We start from the raw sequence: 18,382 nt of genomic DNA on the forward strand, positions 1-18,382 counted from the left end.
GATCATGCCAGCCTTTCAGTCGCGTAGATACCTTGGTCATGAAGCTGTTGAAGGATCTGCTGAGTGTGGTAGCGCGGCACTGACAGCGCCAGGCGTCCCACCTGTGTTGATCCGATGGACTCGAAAACCCCTGCGGTCACGTCGGCACCCATCGACGCGCTCATGTTGAGCACGCTGGCACCGGTGGGCACACCGGGGCTTGAAGTGAAAATCAGGTCCAGCAGCGCGCGGTCTTCCGGGATCACGGCATCGTCCACGTTCGGCAAGGGGACCAGTTCCTGAGCCAACGGCGAGGACGGATCCTTCATGATCTCTTCGATCGTTCCACTCTGGAGGACGCCGCCGTGGTTGAGCAGTGTCACCGAGTCACAGATTTCGCGTACAACCGCCATCTCATGCGTGATGATCACAATCGTCACACCCAGTGAGTCGCGCAGGTCGCGCAGCAGATCGAGGATCTGGCCGGTTGAGTCCTGATCGAGTGCGGAGGTCGGCTCATCGCAAAGCAGCACTGCCGGAGTTCCAGCCAGGCCGCGCGCAATGCCGACGCGTTGGCGCTGGCCACCTGACAGTTGCGAGGGATAGGAGCCGCCGCGTCCCTGCAGCCCCACCATGGTCAGGAGTTCTTCAACGCGCTCGTCGATTTCTTTCTTCGGGCGACGCGCAATCTGCAGCGTGTATGCAATGTTTTCTGCCGCCGTGCGTGCATCGAGCAGGTTGGCTGCCTGAAACACCATGCCGAAGTTCCGGCGAGCCTGACGCAGTTTCGCTCCGCGCAGCTGAGTCATGTCAACGTCGTTGACCACGATTTCACCACTGGTTGGGCGTTCGAGGGCGGTCAGACAGCGGATCAGTGTGGATTTTCCGGCCCCCGATTGACCCACGATTCCATGAATCGAGCCCGCATCGACGTGCAGCGTCACGTCATCAAGTGCGACAACGTCATTCCCGCCGCGCAAGTGATACACCTTGCGTACGTCGTGAAGGTCAATCATGGTTCCTCCATCGGTCCTGGCGGAAGCACCCTCTCCGTGACCGGGGGTTGCTGCAGCGTCATCGAGCCAGGTCTCTTAGCTGCTCTGGATGGTCGATCACTACTTTAAAGTGTCGGCGCGTTTAGAGCAAACGTCGAGCCCAACTCGTGACCATCTTCACCCGCCTGCACTCACCGTGGCCAGAGCAAACATCGCGATCGAAGCAGCAGCCGCCCCCACAATGACAGCCACCACGCATAGCGCCCACACACCGACCAGCAGGCTCGCACCAAGGGCCGTGCGGTGGCTTCGCAGCACTTCACACACGTCAACGACGGCGGTGGAAAACGTCGTGAACGCACCGAGGAACCCCACGCCGATCACCGTCCACCAGTGCGGCCATGTCGTCAGAAACGTGAATGCGCCGGCCAGCAGGCATCCGATCACGTTGACCGCCGCGATTCCACATAGTGGACGCAGGAGCTGGGCGCGCGAGCCGTGCACATGTCGACTTATTGACGAGGCAGACGTCGGCGCGTTCAGTCGCCGCGTGATTGCTCCCGACAGCAGCCACCGACAGGTGGCCCCACACCCGCCGGCCAGGGCGGTGAGTATCCACATCAGCGCGCTCATGGCCGCGCCTTTTTTCCGAGCCACCAGCCGGCAGCGGCGACACCTACCCCCAGGACAAGCAGGCCGAGGGTAATGGCACTGCCAGCAAGGATTCTGCCCATCGCGCCCGTCGTGGTGTCGAGCGGAGGGCTGTGGACGAATGTGACTGCGCCAAGCATCATGGTCGAATATGTAGTCAGCGCCCCGCATATACCAGTGCCGATCAGAAGGTTGACGCGAGCGCTCAGCCACCGGCCGGCTCCTGCGCAAAAACCAAGGATAAGCGCGCCCGCAAGATTGCACGCAATGGTCGACCACGCCAGCACCAGCGCCGATGAGGCGGGATGTGCCGCCGCAATATGGTCAAGACTTGCGCGGACGAGGGTACCGATCATGCCACCGAGGAACACGCACGCAATGTCAGCCAGGCGTGCGCGCGAAAGTGCAGGCGTGCGCCGCGAATGGGACTGGTCATCAGAGGCGGTGTGCGCGGATTCCACACGGTCAGCCTAACGCCACGCGTGCCATCATGCCGGCGCGGTAGGGTGAAGTAACCGAGGTAAGGAAGCCAACCATGACACGCGTTTTTTCCAGACGCCAGGTTCGCATCTGGTTCGCAGGGGCCGCATCAGGAGCACTGGCATTGACGCTTGTGGCCTGCTCACCGGACACGGGCGGCAGCGGCGAAGACTCTGGAGCCTCCAGCCAGTCATCCGCCCCTGCCGCCGAACGATCAGACGGCGCGCAATCCGGTGCGCAATCTGATGAGACAGATGGGGACTCCCTCGCCAATGAAGCTGAATTAACGGAAGAGCAGGTGGACGCTGCAGTTGCCGCACCATTGTCTGACGGTCGCACCCTCAAGAACGTTCCCGAGGGTGAGGGCGATGACGGCGCTGACACCAAGGCGGACCCGACCGGCGCGGCTGAAAGTGATCTGCCACCCGAGGCGATAGAGCCGGCTGCGTGCGCGTCGATCCTGTGGCGGCCTCATACTTTCGGAGCTCTGAGCGCCCAATGGCCCCACCGCAGTCTGTATCTTCCGCAGGAAGGCGACGAGCAGACAGCCGATATGAAGGGGGTTTTCGTTGCTGTCGCACCGTCGGGTGACGAGGCAGCAGAAGCAGTGACTGCCGTTGAGGATCTGGCGGCGCAGTGCTCGCAGTACACGGTCATGATTGGTGGCGGGGCGCCTACGACGCTGGCGTTGTCCAACTGGGATGATGCGGCGATCTCACAGGGATGGGTGCTGGAAACCAGTACGCAGGCAGAGGCAGCAGAACACGAGGTGAGCGTCGGCGCCCGTGTTTCCAATGTGCTGATCTCTGTGGGACCGCAGCCGGCGGATCGTCTCGATGAGGTGAAAGCGCTTGTCAGTCAGATCGCCGGGCAGTTGGCGAACCAGTAACGGAGCCTGATGCGTCAGGCTCGGGTCGCCTCGCGCGCGATGCTGTGGATTCGGTTCGTGCCCCGAGTGTGTAGTCGAGGTGAGTCCGCCCCCAATGAAGCCCGCCCTCAATCAAAGGAGAACTATGACTGACATGACGGCAGATTCGACTCCCCTGATGACCGAGCGCCTCTGCCTGCGGCCACCACAGGACGCAGACGTTGACGCTGTCTTTAAGATTCACTCGGACCCGCTGACCTACAGACACCGACCGGAGCTCACGATGAAAGACCGTGACGAAGCCGTGGAACTGACGTCCGCGTGGCAACAGGATTGGCACCAGCACGGCATCGGTTACTTTGTCGTGTTGACTTACGGAGGTGAAACTATCGGTTTCACTGGCGTGCGGCATGCGGTCGAGGGTGACGAGACGGTCCTGAATCTCTACTACCGCTTCGCGTCACAGGCGCAGGGCAAGGGGTACGCGACCGAAGCTGCCAGTGCCGCAATCGAATGGGCACGCGACCGCCACCCACAGCTCCCAATCGTGGCGATTATCGACCCCGCAAACACAGCCTCGGCTCGACTTGCTGAAAAGCTCGGACTGCGCCTGGTCCCCGGTGCCGGGAAGGCGGGAGATCATGAAGTCTACCGGCTCCAAGGCTGAGCGAAAGGGACTGTCCCGCAATGAGGGGTCTGACAGTAGGGCCCGATGGCGTTTGAACGATGGCCTGTGACACCGCTGCAGCGCCCGAATGCGCCTATATAGAGGTACGACAACCAGTCCGCCACCCTAAATATAGGGGCGACACGCCGAAGAAACGCAACACGCCCACTAGATATATGGATTGCGCACCACGCTGGGATTCCATCTATCCACAGGTCCGCCCGGAGTTTAAGCTGTCAGATACAGGCCCGCCGATCGCTGTCCACAGCCTGTCCACAGCGCGATGCACACCATCACTCAGACACAACATGTAGTGGTCACTTGCACTTGGCGCCACAAGGTGTAGTGTTAATACATCAACGGAGCCACTACGGCTCGGGGTATCAAGAAGGCGCGCAGGACGCGCACCGAACCTGACGATCCCCACCACCTCACAGAGCGCATAGAAGAAAAAGGAGCATCCCATGACCATCACCGTGTACTCGAAGCCGATGTGCGTGCAGTGTGATGCGACCTACCGTGCGCTCGGCAAGCAGGGCCTGGAATACACCTCGATCGACGTGACGCAGGATCCCGAAGCACTCGAATACATTAAGGGACTGGGCTACCAGCAGGCACCCGTTGTGATCGCCGGCGAGGACCACTGGAGCGGCTACCGCCCCGACCGCATCAAAGCTGCTGCGGCAATGGCTGCCGAGGCTGCACCGCTGCGGGTCGCCCAAGCCTGATCAATGCGTGAAGCCCGGCCACCTCGCAGGTGTCGGGCTTTTCCCATGCACAGGTCAGACGCGGAAGGCACGACCGACGGTTCACACCATCCACGGCGCATGCCACCCTCGGCCCGCAGGCTCACACACTTAACCGGCTCTCACGTCCATATAAGGAGATTCCTCAGTCATGGTGGAGATCGTCTACTTTTCGTCGGCGACGGGGAACACGCGCCGTTTCGTCGAAAAACTGGGCTATCCGGCGCACCGCATCCCTCTTCACCCGCATGATGAATTCCTGCACGTTCACACCGACTTCATTCTGATCACCCCTACCTACGGCGGGGGAAATATCAAAGGAGCTGTGCCCAAACAGGTCATCAAGTTCCTCAACGATGCCACCAACCGCTCATATTGCCGGGGAGTGATCTCCTCAGGCAACACCAATTTCGGACCGGCGTACTGCTTGGCGGGCGATATCATCTCTGCAAAGCTACACGTTCCCCATATGTATAAGTTCGAGCTTCTCGGCACGTCCGAGGATGTCTCCCGAGTCCGCGAAGGATTGAAGGAATTTTGGTCGAAAATCTCACCGACACCGGCCCAGAAGAGTTGAGCACTGACCTCGACTACCATGCGCTGAATGCCCAGCTCAACCTGTATGACGAGAACGGCAAGATTCAGTTCGAAGCGGACCGTCAGGCGGCTCGCCAGTACTTTCTCCAGCACGTCAACAAGAACACCGTGTTCTTCCACGACCTCGAAGAAAAACTCGAGTACCTAGTGCGCGAAGGCTACTACGAGGGCGACGTGCTCGAGCAGTACGAGCCTCAGGACATCAAGGACCTGTACAAGCAGGCCTACGCCTACAAGTTCCGCTTTCAAACGTTCCTGGGCGCATTCAAGTACTACACGTCGTACACGCTGAAAACATTCGACGGCAAACGGTACCTGGAACGCTTCGAGGATCGCGTTGTCATCGTGGCAATGTACCTGGCGCGCGGCGACATCGAACTGGCACGCAAGCTCATCGACGAGATCATGTCAGGACGTTTCCAGCCGGCCACACCCACCTTCCTCAACGCGGGCAAGCGTGCGCGCGGCGAACTGGTCTCCTGCTTCCTGATCCGCGTCGAAGACAACATGGAGTCCATCGCCCGAGGTGTGAACTCCGCTTTGCAGCTGTCCAAGCGTGGTGGCGGCGTGGCACTGTCACTGACGAACCTGCGCGAAGCGGGCGCACCGATCAAACGCATCGAGCATCAGTCCAGCGGTGTTGTTCCCGTGATGAAACTGCTGGAAGATTCGTTCTCCTATGCGAACCAGCTGGGTGCGCGCCAGGGCGCAGGAGCCGTCTACCTGCACGCCCATCACCCGGACATCATGTCCTTCCTGGACACGAAGCGTGAGAACGCGGACGAGAAGATCCGTATCAAGACGCTCTCCCTGGGTGTCGTTATCCCGGATATTACGTTCGAACTCGCGCGCGCCAACGAGGATATGTACCTGTTCAGCCCCTACGACGTCGAACGCGTCTACGGTAAGCCGTTCAGCGAAATTTCCGTGACCGAGAAGTACCGCGAAATGGTCGATGACGGGCGTATCCACAAGAAGAAGATCAACGCTCGCCGCTTCTTCCAGACGCTGGCTGAAATCCAGTTCGAATCCGGCTACCCGTACATCGTCTTCGAAGACACCGTCAACCGCGCCAACCCGATCAAGGGCCGCATCACGATGTCGAACCTGTGCTCGGAAATCCTGCAGGTCTCCGAAGCCTCCGAGTTCAACGAAGACCTGACGTATTCGCACGTGGGCAAGGATATTTCGTGTAACCTCGGATCCCTGAACATTGCCAAAACAATGGATTCGCCCAACTTCTCGCAAACCATCGAGACGGCGGTTCGTGGCCTGACGGCAGTGTCCGACCTGTCCAATATCCAGTCCGTCCCCTCCATTGCGCGCGGCAACGCCATGAGCCACGCGATCGGTCTGGGACAGATGAACCTGCACGGATACCTTGCGCGCGAACGCGTGCACTACGGCTCCGAAGAAGCACTCGACTTCACGAACATGTACTTTCTGGCCGTGGCGTTTGAGGCGATCAAGGCGTCGTGCATGATTGCGCGCGAACGCGGTGAAAAGTTCGTCGGCTTTGAAGATTCCGACTACGCCAGTGGCACGTACTTCGACAAGTACATCAACGGCACGTGGGAGCCGACAACGGATAAGTGCCGTGAACTGCTCGCCAAATCCTCGATCCACATTCCGACCCAGGAAGACTGGAAGGCACTGGCAGCGGACGTGGCGAAGTACGGCATGTACAACCAGAACCTGCAGGCCGTTCCTCCCACCGGGTCGATCAGCTACATCAACAACGCGACCTCGTCGATCCACCCGATCGTCTCCAAGATCGAGATCCGCAAGGAAGGCAAGATCGGCCGCGTGTACTACCCGGCGCCCTACATGACCAACGACAACGTTGAGTACTACGAGGATGCCTACGAAATCGGCCCTGAAAAGATCATTGACACCTACGCGGTTGCCACGCAGCACGTTGACCAGGGACTGTCGCTGACACTGTTCTACCCGAACACCGTGACCTCACGTGACGTCAACAAGTCCTACATTCGTGCGTGGCGCAAGGGCATCAAGACCATGTACTACATGCGGATCCGTCAACAGGCTCTGGAAGGCACCGAAGTCGAAGGCTGCGTTTCCTGCATGTTGTAGGCATGCGCCAGGCTTTCAGTTCCTCGGCTCTTTGAGGCACCTGCGGTCGCCCTCGTCGATTTTTCACCTTCGACGAGGGCGACCCATGTTTTACAATGATCGTGAGCCTAAGGAGGTTTGCCGTGCCGATGTATCAATACGCCACCGATGACAATGACTCGAAACGTTTCGCACCTGATGCTGAGACCGATGAGGCCTCATCCGCTTCACAGTCCCACGCCTCCGATACATCAACTACCCGTCAGACCAACGCCGGCCCATACGAGTCAGCCGGCAGTTCCGGGTCCGGAGACTCAGCAGGATCCGCAACGGCTTCACCGTCATCGTGGCAAAGTTCGGCTCCCCGCTACGGCGCACCGGACACGCATCCGCGATCGGGAGGCACGCCCCAGGGCCAGTACTCACCGTGGACGCCTCAGCAGCAAACTGACGGCCCGCAGGGACCTTACTGGAATGAGCATTCCTCCCAGCAGGTCTACACGGAAATTGAGTCGAACGGGCTGGTGGCGCTGATCCTTTCCATCGTCTCGTTCTTCACGCTGGGCATACTGCTGTCGGTGCCGATGTGGATCTGGAGCCAGTCGATGATCAACAAGGGACGCAGGGCAGGTCTGCCGCTTCAGGCGATGTCACGTGCCCGCATTGCGCGCGGTATCTCAATTGCGGTCACCGTCATCTACATCCTGCTCGGTATCGTCTGCGTGGTGCTGGCCATAGTCGTCGCGATGACGGATCCACAGGTTTAGGCATCGACGAGGGGTCCCATGCGCGGCTGGCCTGATATTGCCGCCAGATCGGCCGGTGGTGGCACCCATGCGCGGCTGGCCTGAGACTGCCGCCAAAGCAGCCGATGGTGACAAACCCGGCGCAGCTGACGTTCGTGTCCGGACGCGTGAAGCCGTAGGCTGGGATCATGACTCCTCGACCCCATACTCCTATCCGACGTCGTTCCGGCACCGATCGAGACCTGATTGAACTGCTGCGCCGCCTGGACGGAAAAAGCTACGGCTCCTACAAGTCAGCAACCGGAGACTGGGATTACGGCGACTTTTCCATCGCCATTGACCGCGTCCAGTCCGACCCGTACGCACCGCCATCGGCTGTGCGCGTGATTGCCTCACCACAGACAATGGGGATCCCTGACGACTGCCTGTCCACTCACACCCAACGCGTCGCCAGCGCCGACTTCCTGCTGCGCTCTTTTAGCCACGCGATCCGAAAAATGTCCGGCCAAGGATCCGGAGGGGCCGGTCATGGCTCCCCTGTCCAGGTCGCACGCACCGGGCAGGAAATCCTGGAGCGCTCAGCCTGCACCGTGATGCCTGACCGGGTTGAGCTGCGATTCCAGGTCCACATGCCGGCACGTGGGCGCACCATTCAGGGTCTGACAGCCGCCCGGATCTTTGACCAGGACGTGCCAGACATCGTGGTGGAAACCTTCGACTTTGTCTCTGACCAGGCCGACCGGCACCTCGACGAACTGCATCAACACGTTCACACCTACGAGGATTACCAGGCTCTTCAGCAGGCCCTGGTCGACAACAACTGGGTCACATTCGTGGCTGATGATGCGATTCTGGCGCGCAGGTCCGGCGTTTCCGACCTGCCGATGGAGGACGCCGTTCCATTCAGCTCACCGGAATCACTGCGCCGCACAGTGACCTTGCCTCACGCCGGCGAGGTGTCCGGCATGGCGCTCGAGCCGGGCGTGACCGTCATTGTGGGCGGTGGCTATCACGGTAAATCCACCCTGCTCGCCGCGATTCAACGCTCGGTATACGCCCATGTTCCTGCAGATGGCAGGCAATTGGTGGCGACGACGCCCTCGGCAATGAAAGTGCGTGCAGCTGATGGGCGCCCGGTGACGGGCGTAGATGTCTCCGCCTTCATCGCGCATCTGCCGGGCGGTGCGGATACCAGTGACTTTTCCACGCAGAATGCCTCCGGTTCAACCTCCCAGGCCGCAGCCATCGTGGAGGCGGTCGAATTGGGCAGTCCACTGCTCATGCTGGATGAGGACACGTCAGCGACGAACCTGCTGATCCGTGATGCGCGCATGCGTCGCCTTGTTGCGGCCGAACGTGAACCGATCACGCCGCTGGTGGACCGCGTGCGCGCCCTTTTTGATCAGCGCCACGTCTCCACGCTGATGGTCATGGGTGGGTCAGGTGACTACCTCGACATCGCGGACTGCGTGCTGATGATGGACACATATCAGTGCCGGGATGTCACCGACCAGGCTCGTGCGGTGGTGGCGGAGATGCCGCGCGAACGCACAGATGAGGAGGACTTTCCGGTGGGCAGGCCGCGTGTGCTCATGCGGGATCGAGGCAATTCGGGTCGCGGCAAGCCGAAGACCAAGTCGGCGGGCCTCGATACGATCACACTGGACCGACACACTGTGGACGTGTCCGACGTGGAGCAGATTGTGGATGCGGGCCAGACTGAAGCGATCGCGTGGGCGTTGCGCACCGTGCTGGATGACCTCGCAGACGGTGAGCACTCCATCGATCAGGAGCTGGAGCGCCTCGACGAGATGATCGGTGAGCAAAGCCTGGACGTGTTGACGAAGGATCGAGGCAGGCCGTGGCCGGCGTTCCTGGTGCGGCCGCGTCCCATTGACATCGGTGCTGCCGTCAACCGGTATCGCGCTCTGACCATGCGCTGAGCTGGGCGGGTGGTCAGGTCAGCAGTCAGGGCAGGTCAGGTCTTGTGGGTATTGCAGCGCTTCTCGCCGTCACCGTCGCAGGGGTGGTGGCCGGTGCGATCAACACGATCATCGGGTCAGGATCACTGGTCACCTACCCGGTGATGGTGCTGCTCGGCGTCCCCCCGATCAGCGCCAATGTGGCGAACACGGTCGGTTTGGCACCCGGCGCAGTGGCCGGCGCCTATTCCTACCGCACATTCATGCACGAGGGAGACTCCGCCGCTGCTGTTTCTGCGCCGTCAGCATTTACTCTGTCGCGCGGCCACATCGGTGGCCTGTCGCTGTGCGCCACTGGCGGGGCGCTCATTGGTGCCGGCCTGTTGCTGCGCGTATCTGCCAGCACGTTTACCCTCATCGTGCCGTTCCTTATTGCCCTGGCGACTGTCCTGGTTGCGTGCCAGCCGCGCCTTGCCCGGATGGTGAGCGCACATGATGACGGCTCGGGGGCGCTGCCCGTGTCCTCTGCGCGACTGGGTGTACTGGCTCTGTTGGTGGTGTGCGGCGCAGTGTATGGCGGGTTCTTTTCCGCTGCTCAGGGGATCATTTTCCTGGCGATTCTGGGAGTTTTCCTGCCCGGCAGCATCCATACGCACAACGCTCTGAAGAATCTGCTGCAGGCGATCGTCAACGTTGTCGCAGCGTTGTTCTTCATTGTCGTCGCCATCGCAGTGGCTGCGGGGGCGCAGGATCCGACGCTATCGGTCACTTCACCCCTGTCCGGCACTCTCGATACTCGCACGTGGATCGCTGCTGCCTGCGTGGCGGTCGGATCGCTCATTGGTTCTCCGCTGGGAGCGTGGATCGGTGTGAGGATTCCGGCGCGAGTGCTGCGAATCAGCGTGGTGATCTTCGGCGCGTGCATGGCCGTTCTTATGGCAGTGCGCGCGTGCACAATCCCCTAAAAAGTCGCAGTTTTTTGCACAATCCCCTAGCTAAACAACGGACGGGACCACCCTCGACAATCCGAACACCTCCCGACCTGCAGCTTTGAAAACGAGGCGGAAATGCGGCGCGTTAGATCTAGGGGATTGTGCATCCTGAAGGGTCAGATTTAGGGGGTTGTGCACCTTGGGGGCTTAAATCTAGGGGGTTGTGTACCTTGGGGGCTTAAATCTAGGGCATCGTGCACGCGGATGACACGAGGCTCGGCCCGAGGCAGCACCTCCAGCCCTGGCGCCCGCATCGAACCGGCGCGCTGTCAAGCGTCTACACTGACAGCCATGCACCACTCTTCCGCGCCATCTGACAACAAACAGCACCACGACGCAGGCATCCAGCCGCCGCGAGCGCAGGCTCAGCCACCCGTTCCGCCGCGAGCGCAGGCTCAGCCACCCGTTCCGCCGCGAGCGCAGGCTCAGCCACCCGTTCCGCCGCGAGCACAGTCCCGGCCATTGGATCCGCCGCGTTCCTTCCACGGTGATTCCTTCGCAGATCCCTTCCAGTGGTTGCGTTGCGCGGACGACCCTGCAGTCATCGACCTGGTGGAAAAGGAAAACGCGTGGGCCGATCACGTCACGGCTCCGCTGCGCGCGCTGAGCGACACGCTGGTCAGCGAGTTCAAGGCGCACACCGTTGAAACCGATGTCACCGTACCGATCCGCATCGGCCAGTACTGGTATTTCGATCGCACCGAAGAAGGCTCACAGTATGTGTCTCATCAGCGCGTGCCGGTCACCCTCGTCAATGACGAATCGCCAGCGCACGTCGACGCCGCCCCACTTTCTCCGCCCACGATCCACGCCGACCGTCCCGCTCCGGGTGAGGAAACCGTCATTGATGAGAACGCTCAGGCTGCGGGCGAAGAGTTCTTTTCTGTGGGCGAGTGGGCGCCCAGCCCGGACGGTACGCGCGTGGCGTGGCTCAAGGACACGAGTGGAGATGAGCGCTACACGCTGGTGGTCACGGATATTGCCTCCGGGCGCACGGTCGATGAGCAGGTCACGAACGTTGGGTACGGCGTGGCATGGTCAGCTGATTCAGCGTCGGTGCTGTACACGCGGGTCGACGATGCCTGGCGCGCATGCCAGGTGTGGCTGCACGTCGTAGGTGAGGATCCAGCGCACGACCGCCGCCTCCTTGACGAGCCGGATGAGCGTTTCGAAGTCTACTTTGAGCAGGCACGTGACCCGAACTGGGTGGTGATTACGTCGGCTTCGACGTCCACCAGCGAGGTATGGCTGTGGCCGACCCTCCAGCCGCACCACATGCCGGTCAGCGTCACAGGCCGCAGGCCGGGCGTCCTGGTCAGCGCAGAACCGGCCGGCGATCACCTCCTGTTGATCCACACCGCCGACAGTCGCGAAGGCAGCCTCGCCATCGCACCGCTTCCGCAGGTCAGGGACGAGGGAGGCGCTGCCGAATCGGTGGATTATTCGACGTGGCACACGCTGATCGAGGCTGACAGCCAGGGACCGCGCCTGCTGGATGTGGAGGCGTATGAGTCGATGTGCGTGATCTCGATGCGTCGCGATGGCCAGACCTGGCTGGACTACATGACGCGCACCGCTCCCACCACGCCCGAAGCCGCCGCTGCGAGTGCGCGTCAACATCGTCCCGACTACGCGCAAATCTGGTCCGAGCCCCGCGCGGTTCTGCCCGGCGCTCACGATAACGGTGCGGTCCTCACGATGAACACTGTGGGTCAACTGGACTGGCACGACCGGCTGATCCTGGTTGAATGCCAGTCGATCACGCAGCCGCCTCGCACGGTCGCCGTGGATCCTCGTGACGGATCCGCACACGTCCTGCGTGAAAAAGCAGTGCCCGGGTGGGATGCCGAGCAGCGCGCCGGCTATGTGGAAGAGCGCGTGTGGGTCACGGCCCGTGATGGCCACACCCGTATCCCGGTCACACTGGTGCACCGCCGCGACGCTGCGTGCGATGGACGTGCAGCAGGCTGGCTGTACGGCTACGGCTCGTATGAGATTTCCAACGACCCGGAGTTTTCCGTGCTGCGCCTGCCGGCCATTCAGCGAGGCGTCGTGTTCGCCCTCGCTCATATTCGTGGCGGCGGTGAGATGGGGCGCTGGTGGTACGAGGATGGCCGGCGCGAGGTGAAAACCCATACGTTCACCGATTTCATCGACGTGGGGCGCTTCCTTGTCGACGCCGGGTGGGTAGCGCCACACCGCCTGATCGCGGAGGGACGTTCGGCTGGCGGCCTGCTCATGGGTGCGGTGACGAATATGGCACCTGACCTGTTCCGGGTGATCTTGGCCGGCGTGCCGTTCGTTGACGCACTGACCTCGATCCTTGATCCCTCGTTGCCGCTGACTGTCGGTGAATGGGAAGAGTGGGGCAATCCGATTGAAGATCGCGAAATCTACACCGTTATGAAGTCGTATTCGCCGTATGAAAATGTTGCCGACGGCGTGGAGTATCCCGCGATTATGGCCTCCACCAGCATTAACGACACGCGCGTGCTCTTCGGTGAGCCGCTGAAGTGGGTGCAGCGCCTGCGCCAGGCCACTGCGGGCAATACGACAGCGGCGGGCCGTGCATCTGAGCTGGGCAGTGCAGCCGTCACAACCACATTTGCCGGTCAGAGCGACCCGACTGAGCGCCCGATCATCATGCGCACCCAGATGGTTGCCGGACACCGCGGCCCGTCCGGACGTTACGGGCATTGGGCCTCCCGCGCCGAAGAGTTCGCTTTCGCCCTCAGTCAGGTGGGAATCAATGAGTGAATCGTCAGATCCGATCCGCGCTGCCGTCGACGGCTCATCGCTTGGAAATCCAGGACCTGCCGGATGGGCGTGGGTCGTGGACCGTGACCACTGGGATGCCGGTGGCTGGCCGTCAGGAACGAACAACCTGGGCGAGCTGACCGCCGTGTTGGAGCTCCTGCGCGCAACCGACACGGATGAGCTGCGCGGCAGACGCCTGGAAATCCTGGCTGATTCACAGTACGCCATTAACGTAATCACCAAGTGGGCACCGTCGTGGAAGAAGAAGGGGTGGCAGAAAGCCGACAAGAAGCCGATCGCGAACCTCGAGGTCATTCAGGAGATTGACCGGCTCATCGCCTCACGCGATGCACACTTCGCGTGGGTGCGCGGCCACGCCGGACATGACCTCAACGAGCTGGCTGACACTCACGCGCGCGGCGCGGCAGAAGCGTACCGCGATGGTCGAGCCCCCGAGCCGGGCCCAGGTTTCGCATCCGTATCCGGCTCAGGTTTTGAGTCCTCACCAGGTTCTGGTTGCGCATCCCCGATTGACGAGGGTGACCCGCCCACCGTTGACTCCGCAGCGACGATACGGCCTCGGCAAAAGAGTCTGATCCGCGCGTGGGCCAGCCTCAACTTCAAGGAGCTTGGCACGTATGAGGCGGAAGGTGCCCGCATTATTGACCATGAGGGACACGATCGCTCTGACCTGCGTGATGTCCCGATCCGTCCGGGCGAGTCGTGCCGGGTCAGTCGCATCGAGATCTGTGAGGGCGGCGCGAACATGTGGATCGCTACCTTTACGATTTCAGGCAGCGATGCAACGTGGCCAGGCACAATCCGCATCACTCACGTGTGGGCAGGATCCAGTGCTGACACGGCGCGCGTCATCTGGCAGCAGTTCACGCCCGTGGTCGACGCCGGCTAAGCCAGGCCGGCACGAGCGCGACGGTACGCCGGCAATCAGCGCTGCGCGTGCTGCTCAGTCAGGTAGGCCAGCACCGCGCGCACCCGACGGTTCTCCTCACCCGGCTCCATGCCGAGTTTGAGGAAGATGTTCGCCACGTGTTTCGACACGGTTGCCGCCGATACGACCAGTTCATCGGCCAGTTCCGCATTCGACAATCCGCGCGCCATGAGCGCGAGAATCTCCATTTCGCGCTCAGTCAGCGTGGACAGCTTCGACGGCTCGTGCCGCATCAGCTCCGCCGCCACCTCCGGGTCGATCACCACGCCGCCAGCAGCGACAATGTCGAGCGATCGGATGAAGTCAGCCACCCTCGCGACACGGTCTTTGAGCAGGTAGCCAAGACCTCCGGGGGCATCCTCATCCGCATTGCCGGCCGAAGGTGACCCCGCAAACCTGACATCCGAAGCCGGATGGTGGGCGGACTGCGGGTTGAACAGTTCGCGCGCGTAGGCCGGTGCCACATACTGTGACAGCACCACTATTCCCAAACCAGGGTGCTGTCTGCGGATCTCAACTGCTGCACGCAGGCCGTCATCACTCATTCCCGGCGGCATGCGCACATCGGTGATCACCAGGTCCGCGTCGACCTGTCCAACTGCGTCAATCAGCTCCGGCGCTGTGGCGACGTGAACGATGACCTCATGGCCGCGTCGCTCCAGCAGGCCGATAATGCCTTCACGGAAAAGCGTGGAGTCATCTGCCACGATGAGTTTCATCATGCCTCCTTATTGGTGAGGGGTGAGCCGGCTCGTGATGTGACGCTGAATTCGCCGCGCATCAACATGAGCGGAATTCGCCCCGAAATAATGGTCGGGCCACCCTCGGGACTGGACACATCCAGGGAACCGCCGAAAGAGGCCAGCCGTTCACGCATGCCAGCCAGTCCGCCGTCGGCGCGCACGCTTGCTCCTCCAGGACCGTCATCTGTCACTGTGATCTGCAGATTCTCACCGGCGATGACCAGCACGGTGACATGCGCGTGAGGCGCATACTTCGCGGCGTTCGTCAGGCATTCAGCCACCATGAAGTATCCGGCAGCAATCACGCCCTGAGGAATGTCGGGAAGCGGGATGGGTACCTTGACGTCGGCGTCCAGCGGACTGGCGTCCGCCAGGTCTCGCACCGCTGCCTCAAGCCCCAGATCTGACAGCACTTTAGGGTGGATGCCGGCAACTGTGCGACGCAAGGCGGACAGAGCTTTTCCCGTGCGCTGGGCTGCTGATTCGAGGCGTTCGCTGACGCTGCGCATACTCGCGGGATCCACGCTGTCGCCCACTGACAGGTCATCGAGCATCAAAGCCGCTTCCCCGATATCCATTGATGCTGCAACGATGAACTGCTGCGCTCCGTCATGCAGGTCGCGTTCAATGCGGCGGCGCTCAATTTCGAAGGCATTGGCGATGTCTCGGTGCGCGTGCACCACCTCGTCAAAAGCGTCGGGCGCTGCAGGAGCAGTCGAGCGGCGCCACCACGCCCCACCGTCGTGGTCCCTGACCATTGTCCACACGTTGAACAGGCAGGCCGCAAATACGGCGAGTGCGCACACGACCGCCACACCCAGACCAATCCCGGGATTGCTGAGAAACATCAGGGCAAACAGGCATGCAGTCAGAGCGCTGAGACATGCGCCTGCTCCGCATAGGAACGCTTTCCATTCATCTCGCATCTGCACACGAACATCCTATAAGCGCCACACGCAGGCCGGAGGGTGACGGCGCGCTCCAGTACTGGTCGGTTCAGACAGTAGACCTGGCTCTACCATGAAATATCGCCCCTGCTCACTGGTGAATCAGCACGCAAAAGGATGTACTGGTGACATGGCACAAAGAATGAATTCCGCGTCCGCAACACCTCAGGTGCTCAGCGGCCACGCGTTGACGAAGAATTTCGGTACCGTACCGGCTCTACGAGGCGTTGACATCGAATTCCCGCCCGGGCAGTCAGTGGCGATCATGGGTCCGTCAGGGTCCGGCAAGTCCACACTGCTGCACTGCCTGGCTGGGATTCTGCCACCCACATCGGGAGCCGCGTTCCTGGGGCAGGACAACATTTCAGCACTGTCCGACGCGCGCCGCTCCAAACTGCGCCTGGCCCGATTCGGCTTCGTGTTCCAGGATGGCCAGCTCATCCCCGAACTTCCCGCACGTGAAAACGTGGCCGTGCCGCTGATGCTGACGGGGCAAAGCCGCAAAGCGTCCCTCGCTCAGGCCGATATGTGGCTGGAGCGGCTCGGCCTGGGTACCGAGAAGTCGCGCCGTCCCGGTGAAATGTCAGGCGGGCAGATGCAGCGCGTCGCCATCGCACGCGCCTTGGCAGGCTCTCCCAGCGTGGTTTTTGCCGACGAGCCGACCGGCGCGCTCGACCAGTCCACCGGCCACGAGGTGATGCAGATTCTGACCACAACAACGCAGATGAGTGGCGCAACGCTCATCATCGTCACGCACGATTCACACGTTGCCGACTGGTGTCAACGACTCGTTGAAATCCGTGACGGCGTTGTGCACGCAGATTCGGGTGTGCGCGAGGTTCCTGCTCAGGCCCCCGGTGGTGGTCTGCGATGAAGACCCTGCACTTGGCTCCGATGCTCACCGTCGGCAGGCTGCGCTCCCGTGCCGGAGACGCGTGGCTGGACGTCCTGGCCGTCGCATCATTTGCACTGTCCACCGCGATGACGCTGACTGTGGCAGGCGGCGTGTGGATGTTCTACACATGGGCAAATGATCCTTCCGAGCGCCTCCTGAAAACGTTCGCACGCCTCGACTTGCATCCATCGGCAACAGAAGCGTATCTCGTGTTCGCCCTGTTCGCAGTCGTCTTACTTGCCTTCCCCGTGTTCTCTCTCGGGTCCTCAGCGGCACGCCTGGGAGCACAGGGCAGATCCGAACGCCTCGCCTCACTGCGTCTGGTTGGAGCAACAAGTGGGCAGGTCATCCTGATCGCACTGGTGGAAACGGTTATCCAGTGGGTAATCGGCGCAGCCATTGGCGTCATACTGTACGTGGTGACACTGCCGTTGTGGTCGCACGCTCATTTCCTCACTGTCGCCATCGACCCTGCCGAGATGCTCGTGCCTGCATGGATGCTGGCGATTGTGCTGGCCGTCCTGCTCACTATCGCAGTCATCTCAACACTGGTCGGCCTGCAGAAAGTGCGGATCTCACCGCTGGGAGTCGCCAAGCGGCATACACCGAAGGCACTGCGGATGTGGCGCCTGTTCGTCCTGGCAGGAGCAATCGTTCTGTTCTGCACCTTCGCTATCTTCCCGACCGCCGACTTCAATAATCAGGGAATGCTCGTTGTTATTGCGCTGCTATCTGTCACCATCATCGCGATCGCAATCGCAGCTCCGTTCATCATTCAGCTGCTGGCTGCACCATTCACGCTGAGTCACTTCCCCTCGGTGGTCCTGGCGGCCCGCCGCATCATGGATGACCCGCGCGCTGTGTGGCGCGCAGTCGGAGCGCTGTCCATTCTGTGCTTCATCGGCGGGTTCACCTCCGTCATGGACTTCGCTACGGTGTCCACCACAAAGCAGGAAATACCACCAGAGGTAATCCTCTTCACGCACGACGTCCCGCTGGGCGTGACGATCACGCTGGGAATCGGCTTCGCCGTGTCAGCCCTGTCCACCCTGATGAACCAGGCGTCAGGGGTCTTCGATCGACTCACACAAACTCAGGCCCTGGACCGCATGGGATTCCCTCGTCACCTGTTCACCCTTGTTCGACTGTTCCAGAGTTTCGCACCCCTGGTTGTGACATCCATCCTGTTCGCCGCTTTGGGTCGTGGCCTGTCGCTGGCGTCAACCGGAGGACGCAGCGCCGCCACGGACGACACGCTGGTCCGCCTGCTCATGATTGGCGGCATCGGACTGGGAATGAGTCTGGTGGCGTTGCTGATCTGCACACCGCTGGAGCGTCACGTCCTGGCTGCCCTGGGGCGCGCCAACGACTGAGG

The 18,382-nt window shown here is 61.6% G+C and carries 17 protein-coding genes and 1 riboswitch; of the genes, 12 read left to right on the plus strand and 5 right to left on the minus strand.

The genetic code is table 11. The features are described 5' to 3' along the window. Positions 1-2: 2 nt before the first annotated feature. The 3 genes from AC1EJZ_RS08650 to AC1EJZ_RS08660 form a co-directional block, all read right to left on the minus strand. Positions 3-995: a methionine ABC transporter ATP-binding protein gene (locus tag AC1EJZ_RS08650; RefSeq protein ID WP_058237678.1), complete on the minus strand. Its 993-nt coding sequence runs from the start codon at positions 993-995 to the stop codon at positions 3-5. A gap of 4 nt (positions 996-999) precedes the next feature. Further along, a riboswitch (SAM riboswitch) is annotated at positions 1,000-1,090 on the minus strand. A gap of 61 nt (positions 1,091-1,151) precedes the next feature. Continuing rightward, entirely contained in the window at positions 1,152-1,607 is a 456-nt protein-coding gene (locus AC1EJZ_RS08655; RefSeq protein ID WP_058237677.1) for a fluoride efflux transporter FluC, read from the minus strand. Continuing rightward, positions 1,604-2,086, minus strand: a complete 483-nt coding sequence (locus AC1EJZ_RS08660) for a fluoride efflux transporter FluC (protein WP_058237676.1) — start codon at positions 2,084-2,086, stop codon at positions 1,604-1,606. Before AC1EJZ_RS08660 ends, AC1EJZ_RS08655 begins: the two co-directional genes overlap by 4 nt. A 74-nt stretch (positions 2,087-2,160) precedes the next feature. On the opposite strand from AC1EJZ_RS08660, the gene AC1EJZ_RS08665 reads away from it, so the two are divergent. The 10 genes from AC1EJZ_RS08665 (at position 2,161) to AC1EJZ_RS08710 (ending at position 14,383) form a co-directional block, all read left to right on the plus strand. Further along, positions 2,161-2,994, plus strand: a complete 834-nt coding sequence (locus AC1EJZ_RS08665; RefSeq protein WP_058237675.1) for a hypothetical protein — start codon at positions 2,161-2,163, stop codon at positions 2,992-2,994. Between the two features lie 124 nt (positions 2,995-3,118). Further along, positions 3,119-3,640 carry a GNAT family N-acetyltransferase gene (locus AC1EJZ_RS08670; RefSeq protein WP_257525615.1) on the plus strand — a complete coding sequence of 174 codons (522 nt, stop codon included), beginning with the start codon at positions 3,119-3,121 and terminating at the stop codon, positions 3,638-3,640. Between the two features lie 464 nt (positions 3,641-4,104). Continuing rightward, the gene (gene nrdH / locus AC1EJZ_RS08675) at positions 4,105-4,368 is read left to right on the plus strand and encodes a glutaredoxin-like protein NrdH (protein WP_058237674.1); all 264 of its coding nucleotides are present in this window, start codon (positions 4,105-4,107) and stop codon (positions 4,366-4,368) included. A gap of 169 nt (positions 4,369-4,537) precedes the next feature. Further along, complete coding sequence (gene nrdI, locus AC1EJZ_RS08680) at positions 4,538-4,963, plus strand: class Ib ribonucleoside-diphosphate reductase assembly flavoprotein NrdI (protein WP_058237673.1); 426 nt, start codon at positions 4,538-4,540, stop codon at positions 4,961-4,963. Continuing rightward, positions 4,924-7,077, plus strand: a complete 2,154-nt coding sequence (gene nrdE / locus AC1EJZ_RS08685; RefSeq protein WP_058237672.1) for a class 1b ribonucleoside-diphosphate reductase subunit alpha — start codon at positions 4,924-4,926, stop codon at positions 7,075-7,077. The genes nrdI and nrdE overlap by 40 nt, the downstream gene beginning before the upstream one ends. A gap of 122 nt (positions 7,078-7,199) precedes the next feature. Continuing rightward, on the plus strand, positions 7,200-7,823 hold the full coding sequence (locus AC1EJZ_RS08690; protein WP_092648079.1) for a hypothetical protein: 624 nt from the start codon (positions 7,200-7,202) through the stop codon (positions 7,821-7,823). Between the two features lie 167 nt (positions 7,824-7,990). Further along, a complete protein-coding gene (locus AC1EJZ_RS08695; protein ID WP_058237670.1) occupies positions 7,991-9,745 on the plus strand; it encodes an ABC-ATPase domain-containing protein in 1,755 nt (584 codons plus the stop codon). Between the two features lie 44 nt (positions 9,746-9,789). Then, positions 9,790-10,689 (plus strand): sulfite exporter TauE/SafE family protein, encoded by a 900-nt coding sequence (locus AC1EJZ_RS08700; RefSeq protein WP_092648078.1) that lies wholly within the window; start codon positions 9,790-9,792, stop codon positions 10,687-10,689. Positions 10,690-11,007: 318 nt separating this feature from the next. Continuing rightward, positions 11,008-13,473 carry a prolyl oligopeptidase family serine peptidase gene (locus tag AC1EJZ_RS08705; protein WP_092648077.1) on the plus strand — a complete coding sequence of 822 codons (2,466 nt, stop codon included), beginning with the start codon at positions 11,008-11,010 and terminating at the stop codon, positions 13,471-13,473. Then, on the plus strand, positions 13,466-14,383 hold the full coding sequence (locus AC1EJZ_RS08710; RefSeq protein WP_480294598.1) for a ribonuclease H family protein: 918 nt from the start codon (positions 13,466-13,468) through the stop codon (positions 14,381-14,383). The genes AC1EJZ_RS08705 and AC1EJZ_RS08710 overlap by 8 nt, the downstream gene beginning before the upstream one ends. 35 nt (positions 14,384-14,418) lie before the next feature. Here the strand turns inward: AC1EJZ_RS08710 and AC1EJZ_RS08715 are convergent, their stop codons facing one another. Continuing rightward, a complete protein-coding gene (locus tag AC1EJZ_RS08715; RefSeq protein WP_092648075.1) occupies positions 14,419-15,141 on the minus strand; it encodes a response regulator transcription factor in 723 nt (240 codons plus the stop codon). Next, on the minus strand, positions 15,141-16,091 hold the full coding sequence (locus AC1EJZ_RS08720) for a sensor histidine kinase (RefSeq protein ID WP_480294630.1): 951 nt from the start codon (positions 16,089-16,091) through the stop codon (positions 15,141-15,143). Before AC1EJZ_RS08720 ends, AC1EJZ_RS08715 begins: the two co-directional genes overlap by 1 nt. A gap of 151 nt (positions 16,092-16,242) precedes the next feature. Between AC1EJZ_RS08720 and AC1EJZ_RS08725 the strand changes: the two genes are divergently transcribed. Together AC1EJZ_RS08725 and AC1EJZ_RS08730 are read left to right on the plus strand one after the other, a co-directional pair. Next, positions 16,243-16,986: an ABC transporter ATP-binding protein gene (locus tag AC1EJZ_RS08725; protein ID WP_257590346.1), complete on the plus strand. Its 744-nt coding sequence runs from the start codon at positions 16,243-16,245 to the stop codon at positions 16,984-16,986. Then, entirely contained in the window at positions 16,983-18,380 is a 1,398-nt protein-coding gene (locus tag AC1EJZ_RS08730; RefSeq protein WP_058237666.1) for an FtsX-like permease family protein, read from the plus strand. The genes AC1EJZ_RS08725 and AC1EJZ_RS08730 overlap by 4 nt, the downstream gene beginning before the upstream one ends. Positions 18,381-18,382: the final 2 nt, after the last annotated feature.

The organism is Pauljensenia sp. C0170B5, from assembly GCF_056590195.1.

Coding starts and splice junctions, on each gene's coding strand:
- AC1EJZ_RS08715 (WP_092648075.1), bottom strand. CDS start 15,141: ATGAAACTCATCGTGGCAGATGACTCCACGCTTTTCCGTGAAGGCATT.
- AC1EJZ_RS08650 (WP_058237678.1), bottom strand. CDS start 995: ATGATTGACCTTCACGACGTACGCAAGGTGTATCACTTGCGCGGCGGG.
- AC1EJZ_RS08730 (WP_058237666.1), top strand. CDS start 16,983: ATGAAGACCCTGCACTTGGCTCCGATGCTCACCGTCGGCAGGCTGCGC.
- nrdH (WP_058237674.1), top strand. CDS start 4,105: ATGACCATCACCGTGTACTCGAAGCCGATGTGCGTGCAGTGTGATGCG.
- AC1EJZ_RS08710 (WP_480294598.1), top strand. CDS start 13,466: ATGAGTGAATCGTCAGATCCGATCCGCGCTGCCGTCGACGGCTCATCG.
- AC1EJZ_RS08695 (WP_058237670.1), top strand. CDS start 7,991: ATGACTCCTCGACCCCATACTCCTATCCGACGTCGTTCCGGCACCGAT.
- AC1EJZ_RS08665 (WP_058237675.1), top strand. CDS start 2,161: ATGACACGCGTTTTTTCCAGACGCCAGGTTCGCATCTGGTTCGCAGGG.
- AC1EJZ_RS08670 (WP_257525615.1), top strand. CDS start 3,119: ATGACTGACATGACGGCAGATTCGACTCCCCTGATGACCGAGCGCCTC.
- AC1EJZ_RS08720 (WP_480294630.1), bottom strand. CDS start 16,091: ATGCGAGATGAATGGAAAGCGTTCCTATGCGGAGCAGGCGCATGTCTC.
- AC1EJZ_RS08725 (WP_257590346.1), top strand. CDS start 16,243: ATGGCACAAAGAATGAATTCCGCGTCCGCAACACCTCAGGTGCTCAGC.
- AC1EJZ_RS08705 (WP_092648077.1), top strand. CDS start 11,008: ATGCACCACTCTTCCGCGCCATCTGACAACAAACAGCACCACGACGCA.
- AC1EJZ_RS08655 (WP_058237677.1), bottom strand. CDS start 1,607: ATGAGCGCGCTGATGTGGATACTCACCGCCCTGGCCGGCGGGTGTGGG.
- nrdI (WP_058237673.1), top strand. CDS start 4,538: ATGGTGGAGATCGTCTACTTTTCGTCGGCGACGGGGAACACGCGCCGT.